Source organism: Glycomyces arizonensis DSM 44726, from assembly GCF_000482705.1.
GTDB lineage: Bacteria > Actinomycetota > Actinomycetes > Mycobacteriales > Micromonosporaceae > Glycomyces > Glycomyces arizonensis.
Map to the genome: position 1 here is coordinate 218,345 of NZ_KI519474.1, position 25,952 is coordinate 244,296.

The following is a 25,952-nucleotide window of genomic DNA, read 5'->3' on the forward strand; positions in this document are numbered from 1 at the left end:
CCTACAGCCCGAGAAGTTTCTTGAGGTTCTGCAAGCTTTGGATCAAGGCCATTCCATAACCCATGATGATCCCGGCCCACTTGACCACGGCCGCCACGATCTGTGCCGCGATCACCGGGATCGTGACCACGAAGATCGCCTCCACCGCCCACACCACCACATGCGCCACCAACTCCGCGATCAGGTCGCGCACCAGCTCCCGCGTGATCTGCACCAGCGCACCGGCACCCTCGGTCGCCGCCGACAACGCCGCCGCCAACGCCCCCATCCCACCGATCGCGTCCACGTTGTTGGCCATCAGCCGCTGGTAGGCGTCCGCGGCATCACCGGTCCACTCGGGCGTGTCGGATTCGAGGTGGGCCTGCAAGTCTTCCGAGATCGACTGGAGTTCACCGGCGATGTTGGTCCACGTCGTCGCGTGCGACATCACCACGTCGGACTTGGCGGTCAGCTCGTCGAGCATGCTCCGCAGCGGCTCGAAGTACTCCATCGCCCAACCCAGCCCGTTGGACAGCAGCGCACTGAAGGGGTCCATCACGGTCCCCACCACTTCCAGCGCGAGTCCACCCCCCGCGAGCAGGTCGTCCACCCAACCATCGCTCTTGATTGACTCGACGAGGTCCTGGATGCTGTCGGCCAGTCCCGCGCCGGTCCAGGCTTTGCGCGTCGACTCGACGGGCGCGATCAGCGAGTTGTCAGACATGTCATGTCTTCCTTCCTACCCGAGCCGACCGTCGAGCTCGTCGAACGAGCCCTTCGAGTCCTCGTCGCCCGCCTCGTAGTCATCGGCGCACGAGCGCACCGCCCTCGCGGCGATGTCGAGGTTCTCGGCCAGATAATCCACCAGCTCTTCGTGGTCCTGATGGCGCTCTTCCAGACACCCGGCGATCCAGCCGCACAGCGTGCCGTACGCCTCGTCGTCCTGAGTGATGTACGCACTGGCCGACTTGATCGCGTCGAACCGGTTCCGCAGCGCCTCAAGATTGCCCGCGTGCGTGCGCAACTCGGCGGGATCGACGGTGTAGCCGTTGCCCATCGCGCTCAGCCCTCCGCGCCGGTCTCGGGCATCAGCCGCCGGCGCACCCGCTCGGCGATCGCCCGGCCCGCGGGCGAGTCCTCCCCGAGCGTCTCGGCGACGATCTCCGCGGACCGCTCGGCGATCTGCGCCTTGGCCGCTTGCACGGTCTCCAGGATCGTGCGCGAGACGAACTCGGTCTCGACCCGCCTGCTCCGCTCGCTCAGACGCAGATCGACCAGGCTCCCCGAGGAATCGACGGTCACCTCGACCATGTGGTTCGGGTCCGAGACGGTCACCTTCAGGTCCTCGAACCGGTCGCTCATCGCCTGCGTGTCGGTCGCGAGCTGGTCGATCCGGCCCTTCCACGCCTGCAACCGATCCCGCGACGCCTCCGGACCAGGAATCCCGTCGACCATCACCGCTCCCTCAACTCGTGCCGGGTCGGCACTCGGAGTCAAGCACCGCACACGATCCGAGAGTCTATCGGGTTCGCGCAAATCGGTGGTGCTCGCGATCGGTGCCGGAGAGCGCGGGTCCTTTCGCAACAGACCCGCGAACGGCGAGCGGCCCGGCACCGTTCGGTGCCGGGCCGCTGTCGTCCTTGTTACGCGGCGCGCTTGAGGGCTTCGGTGAGCTTCAGGCGGGAGCCGGTGTAGAGGACGCTGCGCTTGTAGAGCGTCGCTCCCAGTGCCAGGGCTCCGACCGCGGCGGCGGCCAGGAGGCCGAGGGCCAGCGCTATCTCCCACGCGGGGACGTCGGTGATCGCCATGCGCGTCGGCATCGTAATCCCCGAGAACGGCGGCACGATCGACAGGATCTGCGCGAACGTGCTGGTCGGCGCGTTCAGCAGGAAGATCGCCCCGAGGTAGCTGAGCGTCAGCGACATGATCAGCGGCGTCAGCACCGAACCGGCGTCCTCCTGGCGGGAGACCAGCGAGCCGACCCCTCCGGCGAGGGTGCCGAAGAGCGCGAAGGCCACCAGCCACCAGCCGATCGAGGAGAGCGCGGCCGAGGCCATGCCGTCGGGCAGGCTGTCGAGCCTGCCGGTGCCCGCGGCCACGCCGAGGCCCACGGCGACCATCGCCACGAGGTTGATCAGCGAGATGACGCCGAGGCCGATGACTTTGCCGCCCAAGAGCTGCCACGGCTTGAGGCTGGTCAGGAGGATCTCGACGATGCGGCTCGACTTCTCCTCGACCACGCCCATGGCGATGTACTGCACTGGCGTCATGAGCATCATGAACATGACGATGGAGATGATCAAACCCGCGAAGTAGTCGAGGGTGCTGTTGACGCCGCCCTCAGAGAGCGTCACGCTCTCCAGCGACTCGGTCGCCAGCGCCTGCTGGGACTCCTCGGGTGTCAGCCCGGCCGCGGCCAGGTTGGCCTCGACCGAGGCGGCCTGCCAGGCGGAGTCGAGCACCGCCTGGAGCTCGGCGTCGACGCCGTCCTCGCTGTAGAGCTTGCCGTCCGCGACGGCGGCCTCCACCTCGCCGTCGGCCACGGCCTGCTCGGCCCCATCGGCGTCGTCGTAGACGGTGGTCTCGTAGTCGCCGACGGCCTCCAGCTGGGCCTCCATGGCGGGCGCGTTCGCCCCGGCGAGGCCGACCTCGGTGGGGCCGTCGTCGCCGATGATCGCGGGCAGCGCGGCGAGGATGCCGACGATGACGACGGTGACGATGAGGCTGATGACGTTGGCCCGGGACAGACCGCGGACGCGGATCTCCCGGCCCGCGACGAGCATGAGGCCCCGCATGCGGGACATCTCGGCGTTCTGGTCGCTCATTTCGTCACGGCCTCTCGGAAGATCTCGGCGATGGTGGGCTGGTCGTAGGCGAAGTGCGTGACGCGGCCCGCCGCGGCGGCGATGCGCAGCACCTCCTGGTCGTCGGCGCCTTCGACGAGGTAGTCCTCGCCGTCGCGCTCGACCTTGCCCGGCAGCTGCGCGGTCAGGTCCTCGGCGGTGTCGACGCGGACGCGCAGCTGCTTGACCTCGCGCGCCTTCAGTTCTTCGACCGAACCGGAGGCGATGATCTTCCCTGCGCCGATGATGACGACCGAGTCGCACAGCCGCTCGACGAGGTCGAGCTGGTGGCTGGAGAAGATGACCGGCGCCCCGGCGGCGGCGCGCTCCTTGAGCGCGGTGCCCATGACGTCGACGGCGATCGGGTCGAGCCCGGAGAACGGCTCGTCGAGGATGAGCACCTCGGGGTCGTGCACGAGCGAGACGGCCAGCTGGACGCGCTGCTGGTTGCCCAGCGAGAGGTCCTGCACGTTGTCGCCGATGCGGCCGGTGAGGTTCAGCTGCTCGAGCAGCTCGGCGGTCGACCGCTTGGCCTCGGCGCGGCTCATGCCGTGGAGTTCGCCGAAGTAGGCGATCTGGTCGCCGGTCTTCATCTTGGGGTACAGGCCGCGTTCGGAGGGCATGTAGCCGAAGCGGCGGCGCTGCTCGGTGCCGAGCGGGGCGCCGTTGTAGACGATCTCGCCGGAGTCGGCGGCGAGCACGCCCATGGCGATGCGCATGGCGGTGGTCTTGCCGGCGCCGTTGGCGCCGACGAAGCCGACCACCTCGCCGGGTTCGGCCGACAGCGACACCCCATCGAGGGCAACGGTATCGCCGAACCTCTTCTTGAGGTCCTTGATTTCGAGCATGCGTTCACCCTAAAACGGCCCGCTGCCCCGGGCGTCCGCCGCGGGAAGGATTCCCTTCGGGACCGGATCCTTCGCAAGGACTACTCCAGTTTCGGCCCCGCCGTGGTGCCGCGCTCGATCAAATTGGCGCCCAAGGTTATCGCCGCGTCGGGGTGTTCCTCGCGGGTGATCTGGCCGAGGAGCAGCCGCACCGCCACGGCCGCTTTGGCCGGTATGTCCTGCGCGACGGTCGTCAGCTTCGGTGTGACGAACGTCGCGATGTCGAGGTCGTCGTAGCCGACGACGGACACGTCGCCGGGCACCGCGAGGCCCGCCTCCACCAGGCCCTCCATGACGCCGATGGCGAGGATGTCGGCGGTGGTGAAGACGGCGGTGACCTCGGGGTGCTCCGCGGCCAGCAGGTGCCCGAACGCGCGCCCGGCGGCGTGGGTGGTCTCCACCGCGGCCACCACCGCGCCCTCCCACGGCGCCCCGGCTTCGACGAAGGCGCGTCGGAAGCCCTCGTAGCGCTGCCGGACCACGCCGGTGTCGAAGAAGGCGGGCCCGGCGAAGGCGATGCGCCGGTGCCCCAGTTCCAAGAGGTGCCGCGCGGCGAGTCTGGCGCCGGTGAAGTCGTCCGAGCGCACGCCGAGCGCGAGCGGGTTCTCCGAGTAGCTGTCCATCGCCACCAGCGCGACGCGGCCGACGGTGTCGGGGCCGAGCCGGTCGATCTCGACGTCCTGGAACCCCAGGAGGACGGCGCCGTCGAGGTTCCACGAGCGCAGCGCCTCGGCGATCTCGTCGATGCGTTCGATGCCGCGCAGCATCAGGTGGTAGTCGTGCTTGCGCAGCTCGCGTTCGAGCACGCCGATGATCTCGACGGTGTGCGGGCTGATGGTGAGGCTGTCCTCGCCCGCGGCGGGGACGAGGAGGCCGATGATCCGCGAGGAGCGGGCGGCCAGGCTGCGGGCGGAGGCGCTGGGCACGTAGCCGCGCTGCTCGACGATCCGCAGGATCCGGTCGATGGTGGCCTGCGAGACCCGCGCCCGCTTGCCGTTGATCACATTGGACACGGTCATGGGGCTGACGCCCGCCTCGGCGGCGATGTCCTTCAGCGTCACGCGCACGCGTCGCTCCTCTCGGGGTGGTCCGGGGGCCGGTGTTGACAAGTCTGACAGGTCACTCTATGCTTTCCGCTAAAGGTATAGCGCTAAACCTAGCATGGCCAGCGACTTCGCTGCGTCCTACCCCTCTTGCGAGGCGAAGCGCACGAACACGGAATGGAGCGACGGTGCATTCGGGCCCCAGCAACGAAGCAGACGAGCAGCCCACCCCCTGGTGGCGCGGCGCGGTGATCTACCAGGTCTACCCGCGCAGCTTCGCCGACGCGAACGGCGACGGCACCGGCGACCTCGAAGGCGTCCGCTCGCGCCTGCCCTACCTCGCCGAGCTCGGCGTCGACGCCCTGTGGTTCACCCCCTGGTACCGCTCGCCGCAGGCCGACGGCGGCTACGACGTGGCCGACTACCGGGACATCGACCCGGCCTTCGGCACCCTCGCCGACGCCGAGCGCCTCATCGCCGACGCCGCTTCCCTCGGCATCCGCACCGTCGTCGACATCGTCCCCAACCACGTCTCCGCCGACCACCCCTGGTTCGCCGAGGCCCTCGCCGCCGAGCCCGGCAGCCCGGCCCGCGAGCGCTTCTGGTTCCGCGACGGCCTCGGCGAGGACGGCGAGGTCGCCCCCACCGCCTGGACCTCCAGCTTCTCCGGCCCCACCTGGACGAGGACCGCCAACCCCGACGGCACGCCCGGCCAGTGGTACCTCCACCTGTTCGACGCCGCCCAGCCCGACCTCAACTGGAACCACCCCGAGGTCGTCGCCGAGCACGAGGCCGTCCTGCGGTTCTGGTACGACCGCGGCGCCGCCGGAGTGCGGATCGACTCGGCCTCCATGCTCGCCAAGGACCCCGAGCTCCCCGAGGTCGAGGCCCACCACGAGCCCGGCACTCACCCGCATCTCGACCGCGACGAGGTCCACGACGTCTACCGGCGCTGGCGCAAGATCGCCGACTCCTATGAGGACCCGCGCGTCCTCATCGGCGAGGTCTGGCTGCCGCAGATCGAGCGCTTCGTCCGCTACCTGCGGGACGACGAGATGCACATGGCGTTCAACTTCGACTTCATGACCGCCCCCTGGACCCGCGAGGCGATCCGCTCCTCCATCGCCGCGACCTTCGCGGCCCACGAGAGCGTCGACGCCCCGCCCACCTGGGTCCTGTCCAACCACGACATCACCAGACCGGTTACTCGTTATGGCCGAGCGGAGACCTCCTTCGACTTCGCCGCCAAGCGCTTCGGCGTCCCCACCGACCTCGCACTCGGCACCAGGAGGGCCCGCGCCGCCGCCCTGCTCACCGCCGCCCTGCCCGGCGTCCTCTACGTCTACCAGGGCGACGAGCTCGGCCTGCCCGAAGTCGAGGACCTGCCGGACGCGGCCCGCCAGGACCCCATGCACCGCCGCTCCGGCGGCACCGACCCCGGCCGCGACGGCTGCCGCGTCCCCCTCCCGTGGACCGAGGACGGACCGAGCCACGGCTTCAGTGCTCACAACGACAGCGGGGCCGACCCCTGGCTCCCGCAGCCGCCCGACTGGGGCGCCTACGCCGTCGAGGCCCAGCAGGGCGACCCCGACTCGATGCTGTCCCTCTACCGCGAGGCCCTGCGCCTGCGCCGCACCGAACCGGCCCTCCAAGGCACCGGCTTCGCCTGGCGCGAGAGTGGACCCGAACTCCTCGCCTTCCGCCGAGGCGAGGACCTGACCTGCGTCGTCAACTTCGGCGACGCCCCCGCGGCGCTGCCCGAGCACGCCGCGGTGCTCATCAGCAGTGCCGCAATCCAAGGCGGCCGCCTGCCCGGCGAGGCGGCCGCGTGGCTGCGGACCGATCCCTTCTGAATAACGAACAAGGAGCAACAGCAATGAAACCCTCTCGCATCATCGCCACGACGGCGGCCGCCGCGCTCGCCGCGGCAGGCCTCGCCGCCTGCTCGGAATCCGAGGACGACGACGGCATCACCGACATCACCGTCGCCATCGACGCCGGGCTCGAACAGGGCGCCATCGACGCCTTCAACGACCGCATCGCCCAGTTCGAGGAGGCCCACCCCGACATCAATGTCGAGACCCAGGAGTACACCTGGACGGCCACCACCTTCACCGCCCAGCTCGCCGGCGGCACACTGCCGACCGTGTTCACCATCCCCTTCACCGACGGGCGCGGCCTCATCGAGCGCGGCCAGATCGCCGACATCTCCGGCCTCACCGCCGAACTGCCCTACATCGGGGACTTCAACCCGAACGTCGCCGCCGCCGGATCCGACGCCGACGGGAACCTCTGGGCCCTCCCGATCGCCGCCTACGGCCAAGGCCTGCACTACAACCGGACCCTGTTCGAGGCCGCCGGGCTCGACCCCGACGCCCCGCCGACCACCTGGGACGAGGTCCGCGCCGCGGCCGACCAGATCGCCGAGGCCACCGGCGAGGCCGGCTACGCCACGATGACCAACGCCAACACCGGCGGCTGGATCCTCACCACCATGGCCTACGCCCTCGGCGGCCGCACCGAGGTCATCGACGGCGACACCGCCACCGCCACCATCGACACGCCCCAGATGCGCGAGGCCATCGACCTCATCCGCCAGATGCGCTGGGACGACGACTCCATGGGCGACGAGTTCCTGTACGACTGGGGCACCATCAACCAGGACTTCGCCGCCGGACGCATCGGCATGTACATCTCCGGCGGCGGCAACTACGGCAGCCTGTTCACCCAGAACGCCCTCAACCCCGACGACTACGGCCTGACCGTCCTGCCGCTCGAAGGCGCCGACGCCGGCGTCCTCGGCGGCGGGACCCTCGCCGCCGTCAGCCCGAACGCCGAGAGCGCCGAGCAGGCCGCCGCGGTCGACTGGATCGACTTCTACTACATGGAGAAGCTCACCGTCGAGGAAGCGGCCGTCGCCGACGCCAAGACCCTGGCCGACTCCGGCCAGCCCGTCGGCGCCCCGCAGCTGCCCGTGTTCGACAAGGCCACCTACGACGAGTCCCTCACCTGGGTCGCCGACTACGTCAACGTCCCGCTCGACCAGATGACCCCCTACACCGACCAGATCTTCGACCAGCCGCTGCTGACCGAACCGGTCCGCGGCACCCAGGAGGTCTACGCCGTGCTCGACACCGTCGTCCAGACCGTCCTGACCGACGAGGGCGCCGACGTCGACGCGCTCCTCGCCCAGGCCGAGACCGACGCCCAGGCCGCCATGGACGCGGCCGCCTGACCGCAAGGCGAGACGATCATGGCGACCACTCGAACCGACCACGGCCGGATCGCCGCCCCGGCCCGGGCCGTGCCGCGCCAAGCGGCCCGGCCCGGGCGCCGAGGCCCGCGCCGGTCCCGCCGCAGCGGGCTCCACACGCTGGTGTTCCTGCTGCCGATGCTCCTCATCTTCGGAGTGTTCTCCTGGTTCCCCATCGGCCGGGCGATCCTGATGAGCTTCCAGCAGACCAACCTCGTCACCGACCCGACGTTCGTCGGCCTGGAGAACTTCCAGACCGTCCTGGCCGACCCGCTCTTGTGGACAGCGGTGAAGAACACCCTCTACTTCGCGTTCCTCGCGCTCCTCTTCGGCTACCCGATCCCACTCGTCGCGGCCCTGCTCATGAGCGAGGTCCGGCGCGCCAAGGGCCTGTTCAGCGCCCTCGCCTACCTCCCGGTGGTCGTCCCGCCGGTGGTGGCGGTTCTGCTGTGGAAGGTCTTCTACGACCCCGGGCCCGAAGGGGTGTTCAACACCCTCCTCGGCCACGTCGGCCTCGGCCCCTACGCCTGGCTCCAGGACGCCGACATCGCCATGCCCTCGCTGGTCCTCGAAGCGACGTGGGCCGCGGCGGGCGGCACGATCATCATCTACCTGGCCGCGCTCACCGGCGTCGACCCGACCCTGTACGAGGCGGCCGAGATCGACGGCGCGGGCATCTGGCACAAGATCTGGCACATCACGCTGCCGCAGCTGCGCGGGATCCTGCTCATCACGTTCATCCTCCAGATCATCGGCACCGCCCAGGTCTTCCTGGAACCGTTCCTGTTCACCGACGGCGGACCCGCGAACTCGACGGTGACCGTGCTGCTCCTGATCTACCGCTACGCGTTCACCAGCTCGCTCGGCGGCGACTACGGCGCCGCCACCGCCCTGAGCCTCATGCTGGCGATCGTGCTGGCCTTGTTCTCGGCGCTGTACTTCCGACTCACCCGCTCCTGGAGCAGCTCATGAGCACCCGACTGCGAGGCGACCGCGGCGTCATCGCCCCCACCGACTGGAAGCGGACCCGCGTCCGCTGGACCGCGCGCACCGCGCACGCCGTGCTCTTGGCGGCCCTCGTCGCGATCGGCCTCGGGCCGATGCTGTGGCTCGCCAAGTCCGCCGTCACGCCCACGCAGGACACGCTGCGCGAGCCGCTCGCGCTGTGGCCGAACGGGATCGACCTGGCGAACCTGTCCGAGGCGTGGACCAGGGTCGAGATCGACCAGTACTTCTTCAACACCGTCGCCCTCGCCGCCGGGGCCTGGGCCGTGCAGCTCCTGGTCGCCGCCACCGGCGGCTACGCGCTGGCGGTGCTGCGCCCGCGCTACGGCAAGGTGCTCAGCGGAGTCGTGCTCGCGACGCTGTTCGTCCCGGCCGTGGTGCTGCTCGTGCCGCTCTACCTGACCGTGCTCGACCCGCCGCTGCTGGGCACCTCGCTGCTCAACACCTTCTGGGCGGTGTGGCTCCCTGCCGGGGCGAACGCGTTCAACGTCCTGCTGATGCAGCGGTTCTTCTCGAGCCTGCCGAAGGAGGTCTTCGAGGCCGCCCGCGTCGACGGCGCCGGGCCCTACCGGCTGTTCTGGTCGATCGTGCTGCCGATGTCGAAGCCGATCATCGGCGTCGTCTCGGTGTTCGCCGTCATCGCCTCGTGGAAGGACTTCCTGTGGCCGATGCTGGTGCTGCCCGATCCGGACCTCCAGCCGCTGTCGGTGCGGCTGCCCGCGCTCCAGCGGTTCGTCGAGCTCGACGTGTTCCTCGCCGCGCTCGCGATCTCCACGCTCATCCCCGTCGTGCTGTTCCTGGCCTTCCAGCGCATGTTCCTCTCCAGCGCCGGACTCGGCGGCGCGATCAAGGGCTGACCACCGCCCGAAGACTCGAGAAAGGACGACGATGCTGTCGCACCGATCCAGACCCCTGCCCCGAACACGCCTCTCCAAACCCCGCATGCGAACCCTCCTGGCGGCCGCCGCGCTCGCCCTCGGGGCCGCCTGCACGCCCGCGCACGCCGCGGGCAGCGCCTACGAAGCCGAGGACGCCGCTCTGAGCGGCGGCGCAGTCGTCGAGACCGAGCACGCCGGGTACACCGGCTCCGGTTACGTCGGCGGCTTCACCGACGCGAACAAGGGCAGTGCCGCCGTGGCCTTCGACGTCGCGGTCTCGGCCTCCGGCACGCACGACCTCGAAGTGCGCTACGCCAACGGCACCGGCGTCGACATGACCCTCTCGCTCTATGTGGACGGATCGCGGACCCGGCTCGTGCTTCCCTCGCCGGGCGGCTGGGACGCCTGGGGCACCGTCACCGCGCCGGTCGACCTCGACGCCGGGTCCAACGACGTCGCGCTCCGCTTCGACGCAGCCGACTCCGGCAACGTCAACCTCGACAGCCTCACCGTCACTGCCGTCGCCGACGACGACCCGCCGGCGGCGGTCCAGATCCCCGGCGGCACCGAAGCCGAGGACGCCGCTCTGAGCGGCGGTGCGCGCGTCGAGACCGAGCACGCGGGATACTCCGGCACCGGCTACGTCGGCGGCTTCACCGACGCCAACAAGGGCAGCGCCGCCGTCGCGTTCGCGCTCGACGCTCCCGCGGCGGGGGAGTACGCCGCCGAACTGCGCTACGCCAACGGGACCGGCGCGAACATGACGCTCTCGCTCTACGTCGGCGGCGCCAGGACCGGGCAGCTCACGCTGCCGCCCACCGGCGGCTGGGCGTCCTGGGGCACCGTGGACACCACCGCGGACCTCACTGCCGGAGTGAACGATGTCGCCTTCCGCTTCGACACCGCGGATTCAGGCAACGTCAACCTCGACAACCTCACCGTCGAAGCCACCGACGACGACCCCGGCACCGACCCCGGCGAGCCCGGCGGCGACGGCGCCGACCTGCCGTACACCGAGTACGAAGCCGAGGACGCCGCCACCAACGCCACCGTGCTCGGCCCCGACCGCACCTACCGCACCGTCGCCTCCGAGGCCTCCGGCCGCCAGGCCGTCCGCCTCGACCGGACCGGCGAGTACGTCGAGTTCACGCTCACCGAACCGGCGAACGCCCTGGTGCTGCGCTACTCCATCCCCGACTCGGCCGACGGGACCGGCCTGAACGCGCCGATCGACGTGTACGCCGACGGCGCCAAGCTCACCGACCTCGAACTGACCAGCGCCTACAGCTGGGTCTACGGCCAGTACCCGTTCCCCAACGACCCGGCCCAGGGCCTGGCGCACCGGTTCTTCGACGAGACACGAGCCCGGTTCGACACGCTCCCGGCCGGGACGGTCCTGCGCTTCGAGAAGGACGCCGCCTCCACCGGCGCCCACTACGACATCGACCTGATCGACACCGAGCAGGTCGGATCGCCGCTACCGAAACCGGCGGGCCTGGTGGACATCACCGACCACGGCGCCGTCCCCGGCGACGGGGCCGACGACACCGCCGCGATCCGCTCGGCCGTCGCGGCCGCCCAGTCGGCCGGGACCGGCGTCTGGATCGGCAAGGGCCGCTTCACGATCACCGAGCGCATCCAGGTGAACGGCATCGACGTCCGCGGCGCCGGGCCCTGGTACTCGGTCCTCGAAGGGACGGACGGGCGCGGCGGCATCGAGCCGACCGGCGGCGCCGTCACCATCGCCGACCTCATGATCGACGGCGACGTCACCTATCGCGACCCGGACGGCCAGATCACCACCGACACCGCCATCGAAGGGGTCTTCGGCCCCGGCTCGACCGTGGCGAACGTGTGGATCGAGCACGCCAAGGTCGGCATGTGGATCCACAACGGCACCGACGGCCTGACCGTCACCGGCGTGCGCGTCCGCGACACCTTCGCCGACGGCATCCACCTCAACGGCGGCACCCGCGACACCGTCGTCGAGCAGAGCCACGTGCGCGGCACCGGCGACGACGCCCTCGCCATGTGGTCCAACGGCACCGCCGTCGCGAACTCCTCGTTCCGGGACAACACCGTGCAGACGCCGAACCTCGCCAACGGCATCGCGATCTACGGCGGCGAGAACAACAGCGCCGTCGGGAACCTGATCGCCGACACCGTGACCGCCTCGGCGGGCATCGCCGTCAGCACGCGGTTCAACCCGGTGCCGTTCAGCGGCGAGACCCTCATCGAAGGGAACACCCTCGTGCGCACCGGCGGCCTGGAGCCGAACTGGAACAGTCAATTCGGCGCTTTGTGGATCTACGCTGACACCTCGGACATCACCGCGCCGGTCACCGTGCGGGACATGGTCATCCGCGACTCCACATACGCGGGTGTGTTGATGAGCTGGCAGCGCCAGATCACGAACGTGACGTTCGAGGACGTCGTCATCGACGGCACCGGCACCTGGGGCATCGAGATCCAGGCGAGCGGTTCGGCCTCGTTCACGAACGTGGACGTCACCGGGGCCGCCTCGGGCGGCCTGAGCGCCGCCGCCGGTTTCAACGTCGTCCGCGGTGAGGGCAACTCCGGATTCTGACGCGAATCCCCCGGCGGGGACGGCCTCGGGGCCGTTCCCGCCTTACGCGTGCGGGTCGAACTTGTAGCCCAGTCCCCGGACCGTCACCAGGTGCCGCGGCTTGCCCGGCTCCGGCTCGATCTTGGAGCGCAGGCGCTTGACGTGCACGTCGAGCGTCTTGGTGTCGCCGACGTAGTTCGCGCCCCACACCCGGTCGATGAGCTGGCCGCGGGTGAGCACGCGCCCGGCGTTGCGCAGCAGCATCTCCAAGAGCTCGAACTCCTTGAGCGGCAGCTGGACGTCCGAGCCGCCGACCGAGACGGTGTGGCGGTCGACGTCCATGCGCACCGGCCCGGCCTCCAGGACCGTGACGATCGGGTCGTCGGGCTCGGCCGAGCGGCGCAGCACCGCCCTGATCCTGGCCACCAGTTCCCTCGACGAGTACGGCTTGGTGATGTAGTCGTCGGCGCCCAGCTCCAGGCCCACCACCTTGTCGACCTCGGAGTCGCGGGCGGTGACCATGATGATCGGGACGTTCGAGTTCGCCCGCAGCTCGCGGCACACCTCGGTGCCGGACTTCTCGGGCAGCATGAGGTCGAGGAGGACCACGTCGGCGCCGGTGCGCTCGTACTCCTTGATGGCGGCGTCGCCGTCCCCGGCCACGGACACCTCGAAGCCCTCCTTGCGGAGCATGTACGACAGGGCGTCGGAGAACGATTCCTCGTCTTCGACTACGAGCACTCGCGTCACGGGTCAACCTTCCCTATCAAGCATCGGCGGCTCTGTCGATTGCAGCCGAGTTCGGTGCCCCTGCGTCGGCCGGAAGGGAACGCGCAGGCAACATCAAGGTAAACATTGAACCAGATTCGGGCATACTGGACACTTCGACACGTCCACCATGATTCACCGCGACGTGCTTCACAATGGCCAATCCCAGACCGGTGCCCCCCGTGGCCCGCGACCGCGCCGCGTCCACCCGGTAGAACCGCTCGAAGATCCGGTCCAGTTCCTCTGGGGGGATGCCGATCCCCTCGTCGCGGACCCCGACGCGGACGGTCCGCGATTCGGCCGCCGGACCGGCCGGGCCGTCCAGCGACGTGGTCACCGCGACCGTGGTGCGCTCAGGTGAATACGCGATGGCGTTGTCGACGAGGTTCTTCACCGCCGTCACCAACTGCGACTCGTTCCCGAGCACCTCCAGCCCCGAGACGCCGTCCACCTTGAGGGTGACGTCCTTCTTCTCGGCGCCGATCCTCGTCTGGTCGAGCGCCTCGGCCACGATCCGGTCGACCGACACCGGCTCGGGGTCGGGCAGCTTCTCGGCGCCCTGGAGGCGCGAGAGTTCGAGCAGGTCGGTGACGAGATGGTTCATGCGCGCCGACTCGGCCTGGATGCGGTCGGCGAAACGGGCCGCGGCGTCGGGGTCCTCGGCGGCGTCCTTGAGCGCCTCGGCGAGGATCTGCATCGCCCCGACCGGGGTCTTGAGCTCGTGGCTGATGTTCGCCACGAAGTCGCGCCGCACCCGCTCGACGCGGTGCAGCTCGGAGATGTCCTGGAGCTCGATGACGGCCACGCCCTCGGCCAGCGGGGTGATGCGCGCGCGCACCGCCGACGGCTCGCCCACGGCCGGCGAGGGCACGTCCAGCTCGGCGTCGCGGAACCGGCCCGAGCGCCTGGCCTGCGCCAGGAGCGCCCGCAGCGTCAGCGAGACGATCTCGACGTCGTCGACGAGCCCGAGCGCGCGGGCGGCGGTGTTGGCGTACAGGACCCGGTTCGCCTCGTCGACCAGGCACACGCCGGTGCGCATGAGGTCGATCGCGGCCGCCCACGGGCGGCGGTCCTCGGGGACGGCGGCGCGCGGGGGCGGCGCCTTGCGGACCCTGGCCAGCGCCAGAGCGGCCGAGGCGGCCCCGAAGGCGGCCCCGGCCACCAGCCCCGCGAGCGCGCGCCCGGTGCTCCGGCGCAGTTTCGAGCGAGAGGGGTTCGAATCGTTATGCGGCACGATTCCAGCCTAAGCGGCGAACGGCCCGGCGTCGAGCGCCGGGCCGTTATGCGGTCACCCTCCGTTAACCACGCACGGAGGCCACGTGACCGTTACTTCTTCCCCTGCGCCGCGACGGCCGCGGCGGCCTCGACGGCGGACTCGGGGTCGAGGTACTGACCGCCCGCGACGGTCGGCTTGAAGGTCTGCTCGTCGAGGTCGTAGCGCAGCGGCATCCCGGTGGGGATGTTCAGGCCCACGATGTCCTCGTCGGAGACCCCGTCGAGGTGCTTCACGAGCGCCCGCAGCGAGTTGCCGTGCGCGGCCACGAGCACGGTCTTCCCGGCGTTGAGGTCCGGCACGATCCCGTCGTACCAGTAGGGGAGCATCCGCTCCAGGACGTCCTTGAGGCACTCGGTCTCGGGGCGCAGCTCCGGCGGGAGCTCGGCATAGCGCGGGTCGGCGGCCTGCGAGAACTCGGAGTCGACGTCGATGCGCGGCGGCGGGGTGTCGTAGGAGCGGCGCCAGGTCATGAACTGCTCCTCGCCGAACTCGTCGCGGACCTGGGCCTTGTTCTTGCCCTGGAGCGCGCCGTAGTGGCGCTCGTTGAGCCGCCAGGACCGCTTGACCGGGATCCAGGAGCGGGCGGCCTCGTTCAGCGCCAGCTCGGCGGTGTTGATGGCGCGGCGCAGCAGCGAGGTGTGGACGACGTCGGGCAGCAGGTCGGCCTCGGCCAGCAGCCGCCCGCCGCGGCGGGCCTCGTCCTCGCCGGTGGCCGAGAGCTTGGCGTCGACCCAGCCGGTGAACAGGTTCTTGGCGTTCCATTCGCTTTCGCCGTGGCGAAGCAGCACGAGAGTAGCGGTCATGCCCCCTATCCTGCCGCCCGGCCGCAGGCAGCGCCGTAGCCTCGCCCACACGATGTGGCCGACGTCGCTGTGTTCGGCGGGACGTTCAGGTGAACCCGTCGAAGGGCAGCACCTTGCCGGGATCGATCCAGCCGTTGACCGATGCCAGGACGATCAGCTGCTGGTTGGTCTCGACCTCGTACTCCTCGCGCAGGACCTGGAGGCGGTGGCGCAGGTGCTTGGCCGAGAAGCCGAGCCATTCGGCGGCGGTCTCCCGATCGGGCGCGGCGATCACACAGCTCAGGAGTTCGGTGTCCTCGGGTGAAGGGGTGTTCAGGTCAGATGAGGGCGGGGGTTTCTCTCTCTCTCTTCGCGGGGGCGTTGTCCTGGGGCTCCTCCAACCTGCATCGTAACAGTGCATGTGCAGACAGTGTGTCCACGAAGTGGAGTCGTGCATGGCATCCGTGAGAGGGGGGTGCAGTGGGTGCTCCGGTTCGATTCCGCACCAAGGGTCTTGTGGCGCACGGTGACCGACGTTAGGTTGTGGAAGTCGGGACGTGCGGTCGGAGGCTCCAACCTCGCCGACCGCACGCCATAACAGACCGCATCAGGAAGGAGATCCTATGATCAGCGGTCTCAAACGAATTCTAGCCCGCGTCTCGGTGGCTGCGGCAGCCTTCGTGCTCGCGGTGGGCGGAACGCTCGCCGTGGCCGCGCCGGCCCAAGCCGACTCGACCTCTTATACCATGGAGTGCGGTCTGACGTGGACTGCCCAACTGGACGAATGGGAGTACGCCTGGACCGACAAGGACCTTTCGGATATGGGGTCCTGCAACAGCGACTGGGCATGGCTCAAGCCGTATAACGCCGGTTTCGGCTACCTCTTGACGGTCGGGAATTACAACAAGGTGTATTACGAGAACGACCTCATCATAGAGTCCAAGCACTCGGGATGCCAATCCGGTTGCCACTGGGAGACTCTCGGATAGAAGAAGGACAGCGATTTGAGTCCAGCACGTCTGGCGACACTGTTGGGCTTGGTCTTGGTGGGAGGTTGTTCAGCGCAACCTTCCACCTTCCAAGTGCTCAGCGAAGCCGAGCAGCAGGAAGCTGAAACGATGCGTGTGAACGCAGAAGAAGGCGGTCTCACCGCCGGGGAAATGGAGTCACTCACAGATGCGGCCGTGGACTGCATGAAAGACAGCGGGCTCCAAGCCTGGAATTACGGCATCGATCCGGTGAACCACACCAGAGCCGTCTACTCGTTCGATTTGCCCGTCGATGGGTCGGTGACCGAAGAGGAGATGTTCCAGATCGAAGAGGTATGCGTCGCTGCATACCTGGCCGACCTGCCTGAACGTTTCGTGAACGAGACCGAGCCGTACATGGCCGAGGACCTGCTAGGGTTCTCGGTTGACTGCCTTGAATCCCAGGGTTATCAGATCGATGAGGGCACCATCGCGATGTTCCAGTTGGTCCAGGCCGCGCCGAAAGGCGAGGAGGACGTTGTCGTAGATTGCGTGTCTGATGGGCTTTTGGAGCTCTACCCGGACCGACCGCCGAATGTCAGGTGGTGACCATGTGGCGAAGAGGCATTGGTCTGGCGATTGTTGCGGTGTTGGCGACCGCGGGATGCTTTTCGGAAGGCTCCGACCTGACTGAGGCCGACATCGAGCGTTATATGCAGGCTTCGGCTGAGAATTCGGCTCTGCGATGGCAGGTCGACTACAGTGTGAAGCGAATCGCTCTGCTGTGCATGGAGCAAGCAGGCTTCGATGCAGTCGGTGAGGGTTACGAAGAGACGTTCGTTCCATCCGAGCCGATGTTCCAGGACAAGCGGTCGCGAAGAGCCAGCCGCGGGCTCTCGATCACCCCCGATCCTGAAGCGGGCTATATGGTCGAATTCAGGTCCTGGGAGCTTGAATCGAACGGACGCGACATATCGGGTTTCGACAGGCTTCCCGAGTCGGAACGGAACCGATGGTACGAGGCATGGTTCGGGCCGTACATGGACGGACCTGAGAGCTCGACGGTCGTCACCCTCGACAACGGGCAGACGGCGACCTGGCCGAAATACGGATGCCAGGGAGAGGCGTACACGGCACTGTTCGGTGAGGACGGGTACGCCTCCTACATCCAGGAGGCCATCCACGCGCAGGGCGGACTGACCGAGGGCTGGGAGTCTGAGGAAGAAGTGGTCCAGGCCCGATACGACTGGACCGTATGCATGGCCGAAGCCGGTTACGAGGGAGACTTCGAGTCTCCCGACGAGCTTCGCCGAACAATGGACGCGGTGGTGTCCGAAGCGGTCGAGTCTGCGATCGACTCACCGCAGGTCAGCGACTACGAGGCAGCCGAGCTGGCGATGGCGGAGACGGACATCGCCTGCCAGGATCAGACCGACGTCGTCGACATCGAATTCGATGTCTACTCTCGCCAACTCGTGGAAATCCTGTACGAACACGAGGAGCAGGTGTTCGCCTTTGCTGAAACCGCCGAGGAGCTGCTTGTGAGAGCCCAGGAGATCCTGGAGTCGGGGCAGATTCCCTCGTGACGGAATCCGGATCCGCTGACAACGCCGCACAGAAGAAGCGCCTCACCGCAAGCCACGTTATCAACGGGATACTCGCCATCGCGCTTCTCGGCGCGACGGCGACGGCGTGGTATTTCGCGGCGCAGGCGCGAACTCCTGCTCAGCGTGCGGAGGAGACCGCCGAACCCGCGGACTCGGTGATCACGGTGCAGGTCGAGCAGGGGCAGCTGTCGGACCTGATGGAGTTCGAAGCGGTCTTGGATCGCGTCGGCGGCTACGAGGTTCCCGCGCCGGCCTCGATCGAGGGGGCCGACATCGCGTTGACCTCTGATATTCCGCTCGAAACCGGTGACGAGGTGAAGACCGCCACGGTGCTGCTGGAGGTCTCGGGTCGGCCGATGATCGCCCTGCCCGGCGAGGTGCCGGCCTATCGAAACCTGGTCGAGGGCGACACCGGCCCGGACGTGGAGCAACTCCAACAGGCGCTGCAAGGCCTGTACGGCACCCCTGTGACCGGTGAGTTCGACTCGCGCACTGCGGACGACATCGAGAAGCTCTATGCGAACCTCGGCTATGAGGCGCCGACGACGTCGGAGACGACCGTGGAACCGACCGGTGAGGACGAGAGTGCCGAAGGCGCCGATGACGGCACCGAAGCGGTCGGCGGTGCGCAGGTCCAGACGGTCGACAGAGTCATGTTCCCCGCCTCGGAGGCGGTGTTCCTGCCGCAGCTGCCGATGCAGGTCGGAAAGATTGACGCGACGCAGGGCGCCCCGGTCGAGGGCATGGTGATGACGCTGGTGTCGGGGGACTGGAAGCTTGAGGCCGAACTGTCCGAGGAGGAGGCCGCGGCGCTGTCGCAAGCCGGTGATGAGGCCGAGCTCGAGTACGGTCCAGGCCCGCTCGAAGGTATGGAGGCGTCGGTTCCCGACCTGGAGACCCGCGAGGTCGAGGCCCAAGGAGAAGAGGGGACGCTCACGGTCGAGAAGACCTTCGCGGTGTTCGCGTTCGATGCCGCCGACCTGGACGATGGTGAGGAGCTGGTGCCGGGCATCGGGCAGGAGCTCGTGCTCGTCCGCGCCCGCAGCGCAGAGGATGCGCTGATCGTGCCGCTGTCGGCGGTGTGGACGGATTCGCAGGGACGAACCATGGTCACCGTCCTTGAAGGCGAGACCGAACGGCGGGTGGAAGTGGAGATCGCGATCCGGCATGACGGTCGCGGCGTGGTCGAGCCGGTGGGCGGCGAGCTGGCCGCCGGTGAGGAAGTCGTGGTGGCCTGGCATGACCAAACGGGCGCCTGATGGTCCGCCGGAAGCGTGGGGCTCACGAGAAGGGGATTGCGGTGCCCCGCATAGAGGAAGTCCCCGGACGGCAGCGGTCCCGTTTCGGTGCCGGAACCCTGGGGATCGCCACGGAGGCCCTCGCTTCTCTGCGGGGCCGGTCGCTACGGTCGTGGATGACCGCGATCGGGATCGCGCTGGGGATCGCGGCCACGGTCGCGACGGTGGGATTGTCGGCGACCTCGGCGGCGGCTATAGCCGAACGATTCGATGCCACCGAGGCCACCCGGGTCACCGTCTCGTTCAGCAATGCCATGCGCGATGACGGCGATGCGCCGGGTTTCGAGGACACCGAACGCGTGCGGGGCCTCAACGGGGTGGTCGATGCGGGCATGGAATGCAGCTCCGATGAAGAGGCAGTCCTGTCCCGAACCGCGGAACAGTACTACACGCGGACGGCCCCGCTGTACGGTGCCGAACCCGGCACGCTGGACGCCTACGGTTTCACCTTCGTCGAAGGCGGGCCGTTCGACGAAGGCCACGTGCATCGCGGCGACGCAGTGGCATTGATCGACGCCGTGATTGCCCGTGAACTCGGATACGCCTCGCTCGACGGCGGACCGATGATCTACATCAATGGCGAATCGTACGCCGTCATGGGGATCTTCGAGGCTCCTACAGGGGAAGCGCAGTACACGGGAAGCGTGATCATCGGCCCGCGGCCCTGCATCGAAGCCGATCCCGCCTATTCCCCTGTGCAAGTGTTCATCCGCACCGATCTCGGCGCGGCCGACAAGGTGGCCGAAGAGGCTCCGCTCGCGGTCTTCCCCGAACTTCCCGGCGAGCTCTCGGTTGCCAAGCCTTCCGACCTGCGGGATTTCCGCAAGGGCGTGGAGAGCGAGATGCAGGCCCTGCTGCTGGGTTTGGCCGCGGTCAGTCTCGTCATCGGGGCAGTCTCCGTTTCCAACACCGCGCTGGTCTCGGTCATGGAGCGCCGCAGTGAGATCGGACTGCGACGGGCGGTCGGGGCCGCCCGCCGGTCGGTGGCGATGCAGTTCGTATGGGAGTCGACCCTGATCGGGCTGGGCGGCGGCCTGGTCGGCACCGTCCTGGGTGTGGACGTGGTCGCCCTGGTGTCGCTGCTGCAGGACTGGCAGATCGTGTTCGATCCGGTCCTGCTGGCCGCCGGTCCGGCTGTCGGCGCGGTCGTCGGCGTCGTCGCCGGGGCCTATCCGGCCTGGCGGGCCTCCCGCATCCCGCCTGCGGTAACGCTGCGCACATGAACCTGACCCGACAGGACTGACTGGAGGTACGCATGGTGGACGACTCGACGCTGATCCTGCCGAGTCTCGGCGCCGATCGCGATATATCGGCCGCGGCGCTGATCGAGCTGCGGGGGGTGGGCATGACCTATCCCGGGCCGCCTCCGGTCCAGGCGCTGAGGCCGGTCGATCTGCGCGTGGAGGCCGCCGAGTATGTCGCGATCGTCGGTCCCTCGGGTTCGGGCAAGTCGACGCTGCTGCACCTGCTGGGTCTGCTCGACATCCCCACGGCCGGAACCTATCTCCTGGACGGGCACGACACCTCCGAGCTCAAGGAGTCGGCCCGCACCCGGCTGCGGGCGGAGAAGATCGGGTTCATCTTCCAGGCCTTCCACCTCATGGCGCACCGCACCGCCACCGAGAACGTCGCCATGTCCCTGGTCTACCAAGGTGTCTCGCGTCGCAGGCGCAAGGCCGTCGCCCGTTCCAAACTCGAACTGGTCGGTCTCGCCCACCGCCTCGATGCGCTGCCGACCACCTTGTCCGGAGGGGAACGCCAGCGCGTGGCCATCGCCCGCGCGCTGGCCGCCGAACCGTCGCTGCTGCTGTGCGACGAGCCGACCGGCAATCTCGACTCCGCCACCGCCGAGCAGGTGCTGACCCTGATCGATTCGCTGCACGACCAAGGGTTGACGGTCATGATGATCACCCATGACGAGAATGTCGCAGCCCGGGCTGAACGCATCGTCACCATCCGGGACGGCAGTCTCGCCGAAGACGGTTTGACCAGCAAATGAGCATGGACGATGTCGGGCAGCGCACTGGAGACGTTTTCGTTTGGTCGGTGGACCGGCTTTCGGTTGGTCGCGAGTTTTGTCGGATTTCGGCCGTGGTATTTCCAGCATGAAACAGGGTGCGTTCCCTGATGGAGGCGCACCCTTGCAGTTCGGTGCGGTTACCTGATAGCCCGGACCAGTCCGGCCCAGTCCACGCGGTCCACCACCAGGTGCTGGAAGCTGCCGTCGGAGGTCGGGAGCTTGGTGTCGCCGACCGCGACTGCCGATCCGTCAACCGCCGCCGCGACGCAATTCCCGTTCGCGGTGCTGTCGCTCCTGCTGCTCTTGCGGAACTTCGCACGACCCCACCCGGTCGGCTGCTGATCGGTCATCCGAGTCATTACTCCACTTCCTTCAACACCGCCTTCAAGCGGTCGATCGTGTCCTCATCGCCGAGGCTGCGCTCGCGCCAGAGGGCATCGTAGGCATCTGTGAAAGACTTTACATCCTCCCCTTCGCCGACCACCCCGCCGATCGGGGTGTCTACCTGCATCAACGTCGGCCAGGCTTCGCGCATCTCCAGGATCCGGAAGCTGGTGCCGATCCCTGCAAGGATGTGCGCCCAAGAGTTGACCGGGAGGATCCTGACCGACACGTTGGGACGTTCGGCAAGATCAAGCACGTAGCGCAGCTGGGCTGCGATGACTTCCGGCCCAGCCTCCTGCTGAGCGATGATGGATTGGTGGACTAGGAACTTCGCCTCCGGCGCGTCGAACTTGCGGAGCACCTCGCCACGCATGGCCCCACTGCGGTCGTCTTCGATGCCGTGCGCGCTGTGTGCACCGCGCTGTTCGGCAGGGCCGAGGAGATCGGACGATCGAGTGCCGCCTGCAAGGTGACCGCTGCTCCGATCTCGTAGCTTCCGCCGTGGCAGGGTCATGCATCTGGCGTCTCGCCGGGCTGTGCGGCCGACGTCGCTCCGTTCCGGTCGGCACCGAAACAGGCACAGAGCTCCCCGGAGCGACAGACGCGGTGATTATCGCCGTTCGGATGGGGTATGCCGTTGTCAGACGATTGCGGACAATCGGTCGCCTCCCGGCCGATCCACCCCCCGCGGTCACGAGTCTGAGGAGCCGATATGGCCTGGCATCGCACCCGCTACTATCCGCTCGCCGTCCGCATCGTGACGGGCGTCCTCACCGCCATCGCGGTGATCATCCTGCTGTACCTGGTCCTGATCCTCCTGGAGGCCAACCAGGCGAACCCGCTGGTGGACTTCATCGGAGCGATCGCCGACTGGTTCGCGTGGCTGTTCCACGACATGTTCACCGCGGACGAGCCGAAGGTCCAGGCGCTGATCAACTACGGCCTCGCCGCGGTGGTGTACCTGCTGCTGGCGGCACTCGTGCACGCGGTGGGCCGCCGCACGCTCGACTGAAAGACCCCGAGGCGCCGGGCTCGGGATCGGGCACGGCGCCTCGGCCTCCGCTCCGAATTCGGTAGATGCGATCCACCTAGATTCCATCTACACAATCGCCGGAGGCGGGCACCGTCGACTGCCGCGGCAGGTCAAGCGGCCCAAGCCTGGAGAAGGTCATCCGGACCCCAGACCAGATCCGCTTCGACGCCGTCCGCCACGCCCGCGAGGCTGACGACGGCCAGATCGGTCTCACCCGGCACGGCCCCGGGAACGCGAGAAGATCCGGCCACGAGCTTCTCGTAGTCTCGGCGGTCGAACGGCCTGCCCAGCCATTTGATGGAACCGGTGTAGAAGAGGTGCTTGGCGACCGGCCTCCGGTCCGCTCCCACCAGATCGATCTCGGGATCGAAGCTCCGGGGCCACCAGCCCCCCACTTCAGTCGCCTCCGGCCAGGGGAACGCTTCGTGTATGCCCGCCACCACCAATGCCTCTCGCACCAGCGGCTCGATCGCCCGCCCGCGCCAACTCGTCCACTGGCGTTCGAATCGCGCGTACGCCAGATCGGGTCTGCCCCGCCGGGAGTCGGCGTGCGCGTCGACGAGCACGGAATGGTAGAGGCGGAGGTAGCTGTCGGCGATGCGAAAGAGCTTGCCGCCGTTGCCGGGGCGGGTGGAGAGCGGCTCGTCGGCCGCTACGGCGCCCTTCTCGATCAGGCGATGCAGGATCGGAGTCAGGGAACCGGAGCTCAGCGGCTCGGTCGGACTCGCTCCCGCGACTTTGGCGATATTGCTGAAGGTGCGTGAGCCGTGGCCGATGGCGGCCAGCACTTGGCGAGTCCGGTCGGGTGCGGGGAACTCGGAGGACACCATCTGGGCCCCGACCGTGAACAGAGGACTTTCCGGGAGCTCGCATTGCTCGGCGACGTACTCCTCGGCGGTCGACCCCTGCTTCCAGGTCCTGCACAGGCCCGGGAAGCCGCCGGTGATGAGGTGGGCATCGATGGCGTCGGGCCCGGCGAGTCCGGTGAGCGCCGCCGTCTCCGTGGGGTTCAGGGGCCGCACCTGCATCTCTGCCGCGCGGCCGTAGAAGGGCCTGTCATAGCCGAGAAAGGCCCGCATCATGTGGATGTCGCTGCCGACGAGGATCAAGAACAGCGGTTTCTTCTTGAGGCGGCGATCCCACTCGGTCTGGAGCATTCCCTCCAGGCGCTGATCCCGCTGAAAGAGCCAGGGGAGCTCGTCGATGACGAGAATGGAAGGCGAGTCGTCCGGGATGGCGGTGGCGAGGAGGCGGAAAGTCTCGTGCCAGTCGTCCGGCACCGCCCTGGCGATATTTTGCGCGCCGGGCAGATCCGAGTTCCGGACCGACTCCAGCAGGCGGGTCATCGACTGTGTCGGGCTGACCCCCTGGTCTGCTTGGAACACGGCATAGGGAAGTCCGGACTCTTGGCAGAAGCGCTCCACGAGGTGGGACTTCCCGACCTGGCGGCGCCCTCGGATCGCGACCGCGACTCCCTCTCCCCAGCGCTCGATGCGTTCCAGGTGGGATCTGAGGGCCTTGAACTCGCGCCTTCGGCCTACGAAGTGAGCATCTGACATAGAAACCCCTGACGTAAAATCGTCTTACGTAAAACGATTTTACGTCAGAAAGGTCGACGTGACCACGACAGCTGTGTCACCGGTCGCCAGTCGTCGGGCCTGAGGTGCTCGAACGTCTCCACGCGCAGCGCGTGGTCCTCCACGACCAAGGAGCACGGCGTCGCCAGCTTGCGCCGCCCCGGCAGCCAGCGCGGCCCGTCGCTGCACGAGTGAGCCCCCGGGTCCAAGCTCGGGGACCGGCCCCGGCCACCCCAGCCGAGCTGGTAGTACGCATCTTTCTAGATGGCATCTACCTAGATTTGATCTTGCTAGGATCCATCTACATAGATATCATCTACAAAGATGACGGAAGGCCGGTGACGCCGTGAAAGACGTATTCGTAGGGCGCTCGCGCGAGCTCGCCCAGCTGACCGACCGCCTTGACGCCGTTCGCGAGCGCGGCAAAGGCATAGCCGTGACGCTCCGGGGTCGCAGGCAGGTCGGCAAGTCGCGGCTCGTGCAGGAGCTCTGCGACCGCTCGGGCCTGCCCTACGTCTATCTGACCGCCTTCAAGGGCGCCTCATCGGCCGAATCGATCCGGCGTTTCCTCGCCGACATCCGAGAATCCAGCCTCCAAGAGGCCGGCGGCGTCGAGGCGATGGCGGCGGAGAACTGGATCGGGCTCTTCCGAACGCTCGACGACCTGGTCGCCGAGACGCCGGTCGTCATCGTCCTCGACGAGGTGCCGTGGCTCGCCGAACAGGACGAGACCTTCGACGGCGCGCTCCAAGTGGCGTGGGACCGGTATCTGTCGCGCAAACCGGTGCTGCTGTGCCTGCTCGGCAGCGACCTCCACATGATGGAACGCCTCACCGCCTACGACCGGCCTTTCTACGGACGGGCCGACAACATGGAGCTCCGGCCGCTGAACCCGGCCGACACCGCCGACGCCACGGGGCTCGAAGGCGCCGACGCGGTGGAGGCACATCTCCTCTCGGGCGGCCTGCCGGGCATCCTGTCCCGTTGGCCCACAGGGATGCCGCCGCTGGAGCACCTGCGCGGCCAGGCGGCCGATCCGAGTGCGCCGCTCGTCAACGTTCCCGAGTCCGTACTGCTGGCGGAGTTCCCCTCGCCGGATACCAGACGCCGTGCGCTGGAGGCGATCGGGGCGGGCGAGCGAACGCAGTCGGGCATCAGCGCCGCGGCCGAGGGCATGGCCAGCGGCACCCTCGTGCCGGTCCTCGAACAGCTCAGGGCGGTGAAACGGGTGATCGACAGGGACGATCCGCTGTCCACCCGGCGGGGCAAGCCCGCGCTGTTCCGTGTCGCCGACGCAAACCTGCGGTGGTACTTGGCCATGGGCCGCGAGGCGCAGAGCCACGCCAGGCGCGGCCGCGGGGGACAGGCATTCGGCGTGATCGAGCGCCGTTGGTCGTCTTGGCTCGGCAAGGCCGTAGAACCGCTCGTGCGGGAATCACTGGAGATGGCGGCGCTCGCGGGCCGATTGCCATGGGAGGACGTCGAAGCCGTCGGCGGTTGGTGGAACCGGAGGTTCGACCCCGAGATCGACCTGGTCGGCGCGGACCGGGCCCGGATCGCCAAGGCGATCCGCTTCGCGGGCTCGGTCAAATGGCTGGAAGGCCCGTTCGACGGCCGCGACCTGGCGGCACTGGAGCGTTCGTCGCCGATGATCCCGGGATTCGAATCCGGCGAAGCCGGGCTCGTGGTGGTATCGCGCTCGGGCCTGAGCGACCGCGTCGACCGCGACCGGATCAGCACGGCGTGGGGACCGCAAGACCTGCTCGACGCCTGGCGCGAATGAAC

The 25,952-nt window shown here is 68.4% G+C and carries 26 protein-coding genes; 13 read left to right on the plus strand and 13 right to left on the minus strand.

All coding sequences use genetic code 11. The features are described from left to right. Position 1: 1 nt before the first annotated feature. The 6 genes from H613_RS0121670 to H613_RS0121695 all read right to left on the minus strand — a co-directional run bounded on the left by H613_RS0121670 (position 2) and on the right by H613_RS0121695 (position 4,776). The gene (locus H613_RS0121670; RefSeq protein WP_026925419.1) at positions 2-703 is read right to left on the minus strand and encodes a WXG100 family type VII secretion target; all 702 of its coding nucleotides are present in this window, start codon (positions 701-703) and stop codon (positions 2-4) included. Between the two features lie 15 nt (positions 704-718). Beyond that, positions 719-1,036 (minus strand): type VII secretion target, encoded by a 318-nt coding sequence (locus H613_RS0121675; protein WP_026925420.1) that lies wholly within the window; start codon positions 1,034-1,036, stop codon positions 719-721. 5 nt (positions 1,037-1,041) lie between these two features. After that, the gene (locus H613_RS28320) at positions 1,042-1,434 is read right to left on the minus strand and encodes a YbaB/EbfC family nucleoid-associated protein (protein WP_035738903.1); all 393 of its coding nucleotides are present in this window, start codon (positions 1,432-1,434) and stop codon (positions 1,042-1,044) included. A gap of 188 nt (positions 1,435-1,622) precedes the next feature. Further along, positions 1,623-2,804 carry an ABC transporter permease gene (locus H613_RS0121685; RefSeq protein ID WP_051393672.1) on the minus strand — a complete coding sequence of 394 codons (1,182 nt, stop codon included), beginning with the start codon at positions 2,802-2,804 and terminating at the stop codon, positions 1,623-1,625. Then, positions 2,801-3,670: an ABC transporter ATP-binding protein gene (locus tag H613_RS0121690; protein WP_026925422.1), complete on the minus strand. Its 870-nt coding sequence runs from the start codon at positions 3,668-3,670 to the stop codon at positions 2,801-2,803. The genes H613_RS0121685 and H613_RS0121690 overlap by 4 nt, the downstream gene beginning before the upstream one ends. 80 nt (positions 3,671-3,750) lie before the next feature. Further along, entirely contained in the window at positions 3,751-4,776 is a 1,026-nt protein-coding gene (locus H613_RS0121695) for a LacI family DNA-binding transcriptional regulator (protein WP_026925423.1), read from the minus strand. Between the two features lie 164 nt (positions 4,777-4,940). Here H613_RS0121695 and H613_RS0121700 point away from each other — a divergent pair, with 164 nt between their 5' ends. From H613_RS0121700 to H613_RS0121720, 5 genes are all read left to right on the plus strand, one after another. Further along, positions 4,941-6,605, plus strand: a complete 1,665-nt coding sequence (locus H613_RS0121700) for a glycoside hydrolase family 13 protein (protein ID WP_026925424.1) — start codon at positions 4,941-4,943, stop codon at positions 6,603-6,605. Positions 6,606-6,628: 23 nt separating this feature from the next. Then, positions 6,629-7,987 carry an ABC transporter substrate-binding protein gene (locus H613_RS0121705; RefSeq protein ID WP_026925425.1) on the plus strand — a complete coding sequence of 453 codons (1,359 nt, stop codon included), beginning with the start codon at positions 6,629-6,631 and terminating at the stop codon, positions 7,985-7,987. Positions 7,988-8,005: 18 nt separating this feature from the next. After that, a complete protein-coding gene (locus H613_RS0121710; RefSeq protein WP_084546846.1) occupies positions 8,006-8,977 on the plus strand; it encodes a carbohydrate ABC transporter permease in 972 nt (323 codons plus the stop codon). After that, complete coding sequence (locus H613_RS0121715) at positions 8,974-9,867, plus strand: carbohydrate ABC transporter permease (RefSeq protein WP_026925427.1); 894 nt, start codon at positions 8,974-8,976, stop codon at positions 9,865-9,867. Before H613_RS0121710 ends, H613_RS0121715 begins: the two co-directional genes overlap by 4 nt. A gap of 85 nt (positions 9,868-9,952) precedes the next feature. Then, positions 9,953-12,475 carry a carbohydrate-binding protein gene (locus H613_RS0121720; protein WP_026925428.1) on the plus strand — a complete coding sequence of 841 codons (2,523 nt, stop codon included), beginning with the start codon at positions 9,953-9,955 and terminating at the stop codon, positions 12,473-12,475. A gap of 42 nt (positions 12,476-12,517) precedes the next feature. Here the strand turns inward: H613_RS0121720 and H613_RS0121725 are convergent, their stop codons facing one another. The 4 genes from H613_RS0121725 to H613_RS0121745 all read right to left on the minus strand — a co-directional run bounded on the left by H613_RS0121725 (position 12,518) and on the right by H613_RS0121745 (position 15,575). Then, entirely contained in the window at positions 12,518-13,204 is a 687-nt protein-coding gene (locus tag H613_RS0121725) for a response regulator (RefSeq protein WP_026925429.1), read from the minus strand. Positions 13,205-13,220: 16 nt separating this feature from the next. Further along, on the minus strand, positions 13,221-14,456 hold the full coding sequence (locus tag H613_RS28325) for a sensor histidine kinase (protein WP_156926191.1): 1,236 nt from the start codon (positions 14,454-14,456) through the stop codon (positions 13,221-13,223). A 92-nt stretch (positions 14,457-14,548) separates the two neighbouring features. Continuing rightward, positions 14,549-15,301: a phosphoglyceromutase gene (locus tag H613_RS0121740; RefSeq protein WP_026925430.1), complete on the minus strand. Its 753-nt coding sequence runs from the start codon at positions 15,299-15,301 to the stop codon at positions 14,549-14,551. A gap of 85 nt (positions 15,302-15,386) precedes the next feature. Beyond that, positions 15,387-15,575 carry a hypothetical protein gene (locus H613_RS0121745; protein WP_026925431.1) on the minus strand — a complete coding sequence of 63 codons (189 nt, stop codon included), beginning with the start codon at positions 15,573-15,575 and terminating at the stop codon, positions 15,387-15,389. Positions 15,576-15,903: 328 nt separating this feature from the next. Here H613_RS0121745 and H613_RS0121750 point away from each other — a divergent pair, with 328 nt between their 5' ends. The 6 genes from H613_RS0121750 (at position 15,904) to H613_RS0121775 (ending at position 21,152) form a co-directional block, all read left to right on the plus strand. Then, positions 15,904-16,269: a hypothetical protein gene (locus H613_RS0121750; RefSeq protein ID WP_026925432.1), complete on the plus strand. Its 366-nt coding sequence runs from the start codon at positions 15,904-15,906 to the stop codon at positions 16,267-16,269. A 93-nt stretch (positions 16,270-16,362) separates the two neighbouring features. After that, positions 16,363-16,857, plus strand: coding sequence for a hypothetical protein (locus tag H613_RS0121755; RefSeq protein ID WP_026925433.1), 495 nt, complete (start codon positions 16,363-16,365; stop codon positions 16,855-16,857). Next, entirely contained in the window at positions 16,854-17,834 is a 981-nt protein-coding gene (locus H613_RS0121760; RefSeq protein WP_156926192.1) for a hypothetical protein, read from the plus strand. Before H613_RS0121755 ends, H613_RS0121760 begins: the two co-directional genes overlap by 4 nt. Continuing rightward, positions 17,831-19,114 (plus strand): permuted SH3 domain-containing protein, encoded by a 1,284-nt coding sequence (locus H613_RS0121765; RefSeq protein WP_026925435.1) that lies wholly within the window; start codon positions 17,831-17,833, stop codon positions 19,112-19,114. The genes H613_RS0121760 and H613_RS0121765 overlap by 4 nt, the downstream gene beginning before the upstream one ends. A gap of 155 nt (positions 19,115-19,269) precedes the next feature. Then, positions 19,270-20,376, plus strand: coding sequence for an ABC transporter permease (locus tag H613_RS0121770; protein WP_051393673.1), 1,107 nt, complete (start codon positions 19,270-19,272; stop codon positions 20,374-20,376). Between the two features lie 32 nt (positions 20,377-20,408). Next, a complete protein-coding gene (locus H613_RS0121775) occupies positions 20,409-21,152 on the plus strand; it encodes an ABC transporter ATP-binding protein (RefSeq protein WP_084546848.1) in 744 nt (247 codons plus the stop codon). Between the two features lie 158 nt (positions 21,153-21,310). Here H613_RS0121775 and H613_RS0121780 read toward each other — a convergent pair whose 3' ends face one another. Beyond that, positions 21,311-21,523 (minus strand): DUF397 domain-containing protein, encoded by a 213-nt coding sequence (locus tag H613_RS0121780; RefSeq protein ID WP_156926193.1) that lies wholly within the window; start codon positions 21,521-21,523, stop codon positions 21,311-21,313. A gap of 8 nt (positions 21,524-21,531) precedes the next feature. Next, the gene (locus tag H613_RS0121785) at positions 21,532-22,071 is read right to left on the minus strand and encodes a Scr1 family TA system antitoxin-like transcriptional regulator (RefSeq protein WP_156926194.1); all 540 of its coding nucleotides are present in this window, start codon (positions 22,069-22,071) and stop codon (positions 21,532-21,534) included. A gap of 198 nt (positions 22,072-22,269) precedes the next feature. On the opposite strand from H613_RS0121785, the gene H613_RS0121790 reads away from it, so the two are divergent. Further along, positions 22,270-22,569, plus strand: coding sequence for a hypothetical protein (locus H613_RS0121790; protein WP_026925440.1), 300 nt, complete (start codon positions 22,270-22,272; stop codon positions 22,567-22,569). Between the two features lie 131 nt (positions 22,570-22,700). Here H613_RS0121790 and H613_RS0121795 read toward each other — a convergent pair whose 3' ends face one another. Further along, positions 22,701-24,149: an AAA family ATPase gene (locus H613_RS0121795; RefSeq protein ID WP_026925441.1), complete on the minus strand. Its 1,449-nt coding sequence runs from the start codon at positions 24,147-24,149 to the stop codon at positions 22,701-22,703. Positions 24,150-24,513: 364 nt separating this feature from the next. Here H613_RS0121795 and H613_RS0121800 point away from each other — a divergent pair, with 364 nt between their 5' ends. Continuing rightward, positions 24,514-25,950, plus strand: coding sequence for an ATP-binding protein (locus H613_RS0121800; protein WP_026925442.1), 1,437 nt, complete (start codon positions 24,514-24,516; stop codon positions 25,948-25,950). Positions 25,951-25,952: the final 2 nt, after the last annotated feature.

Coding starts and splice junctions, on each gene's coding strand:
- H613_RS0121690 (WP_026925422.1), bottom strand. CDS start 3,670: ATGCTCGAAATCAAGGACCTCAAGAAGAGGTTCGGCGATACCGTTGCC.
- H613_RS0121770 (WP_051393673.1), top strand. CDS start 19,270: ATGACCGCGATCGGGATCGCGCTGGGGATCGCGGCCACGGTCGCGACG.
- H613_RS0121705 (WP_026925425.1), top strand. CDS start 6,629: ATGAAACCCTCTCGCATCATCGCCACGACGGCGGCCGCCGCGCTCGCC.
- H613_RS0121790 (WP_026925440.1), top strand. CDS start 22,270: ATGGCCTGGCATCGCACCCGCTACTATCCGCTCGCCGTCCGCATCGTG.
- H613_RS0121775 (WP_084546848.1), top strand. CDS start 20,409: ATGGTGGACGACTCGACGCTGATCCTGCCGAGTCTCGGCGCCGATCGC.
- H613_RS28320 (WP_035738903.1), bottom strand. CDS start 1,434: ATGGTCGACGGGATTCCTGGTCCGGAGGCGTCGCGGGATCGGTTGCAG.
- H613_RS0121710 (WP_084546846.1), top strand. CDS start 8,006: ATGGCGACCACTCGAACCGACCACGGCCGGATCGCCGCCCCGGCCCGG.
- H613_RS0121670 (WP_026925419.1), bottom strand. CDS start 703: ATGTCTGACAACTCGCTGATCGCGCCCGTCGAGTCGACGCGCAAAGCC.
- H613_RS0121720 (WP_026925428.1), top strand. CDS start 9,953: ATGCGAACCCTCCTGGCGGCCGCCGCGCTCGCCCTCGGGGCCGCCTGC.
- H613_RS0121685 (WP_051393672.1), bottom strand. CDS start 2,804: ATGAGCGACCAGAACGCCGAGATGTCCCGCATGCGGGGCCTCATGCTC.
- H613_RS0121780 (WP_156926193.1), bottom strand. CDS start 21,523: ATGACCGATCAGCAGCCGACCGGGTGGGGTCGTGCGAAGTTCCGCAAG.
- H613_RS0121675 (WP_026925420.1), bottom strand. CDS start 1,036: ATGGGCAACGGCTACACCGTCGATCCCGCCGAGTTGCGCACGCACGCG.
- H613_RS0121750 (WP_026925432.1), top strand. CDS start 15,904: ATGATCAGCGGTCTCAAACGAATTCTAGCCCGCGTCTCGGTGGCTGCG.
- H613_RS0121740 (WP_026925430.1), bottom strand. CDS start 15,301: ATGACCGCTACTCTCGTGCTGCTTCGCCACGGCGAAAGCGAATGGAAC.
- H613_RS0121715 (WP_026925427.1), top strand. CDS start 8,974: ATGAGCACCCGACTGCGAGGCGACCGCGGCGTCATCGCCCCCACCGAC.
- H613_RS0121795 (WP_026925441.1), bottom strand. CDS start 24,149: ATGTCAGATGCTCACTTCGTAGGCCGAAGGCGCGAGTTCAAGGCCCTC.
- H613_RS0121785 (WP_156926194.1), bottom strand. CDS start 22,071: ATGACCCTGCCACGGCGGAAGCTACGAGATCGGAGCAGCGGTCACCTT.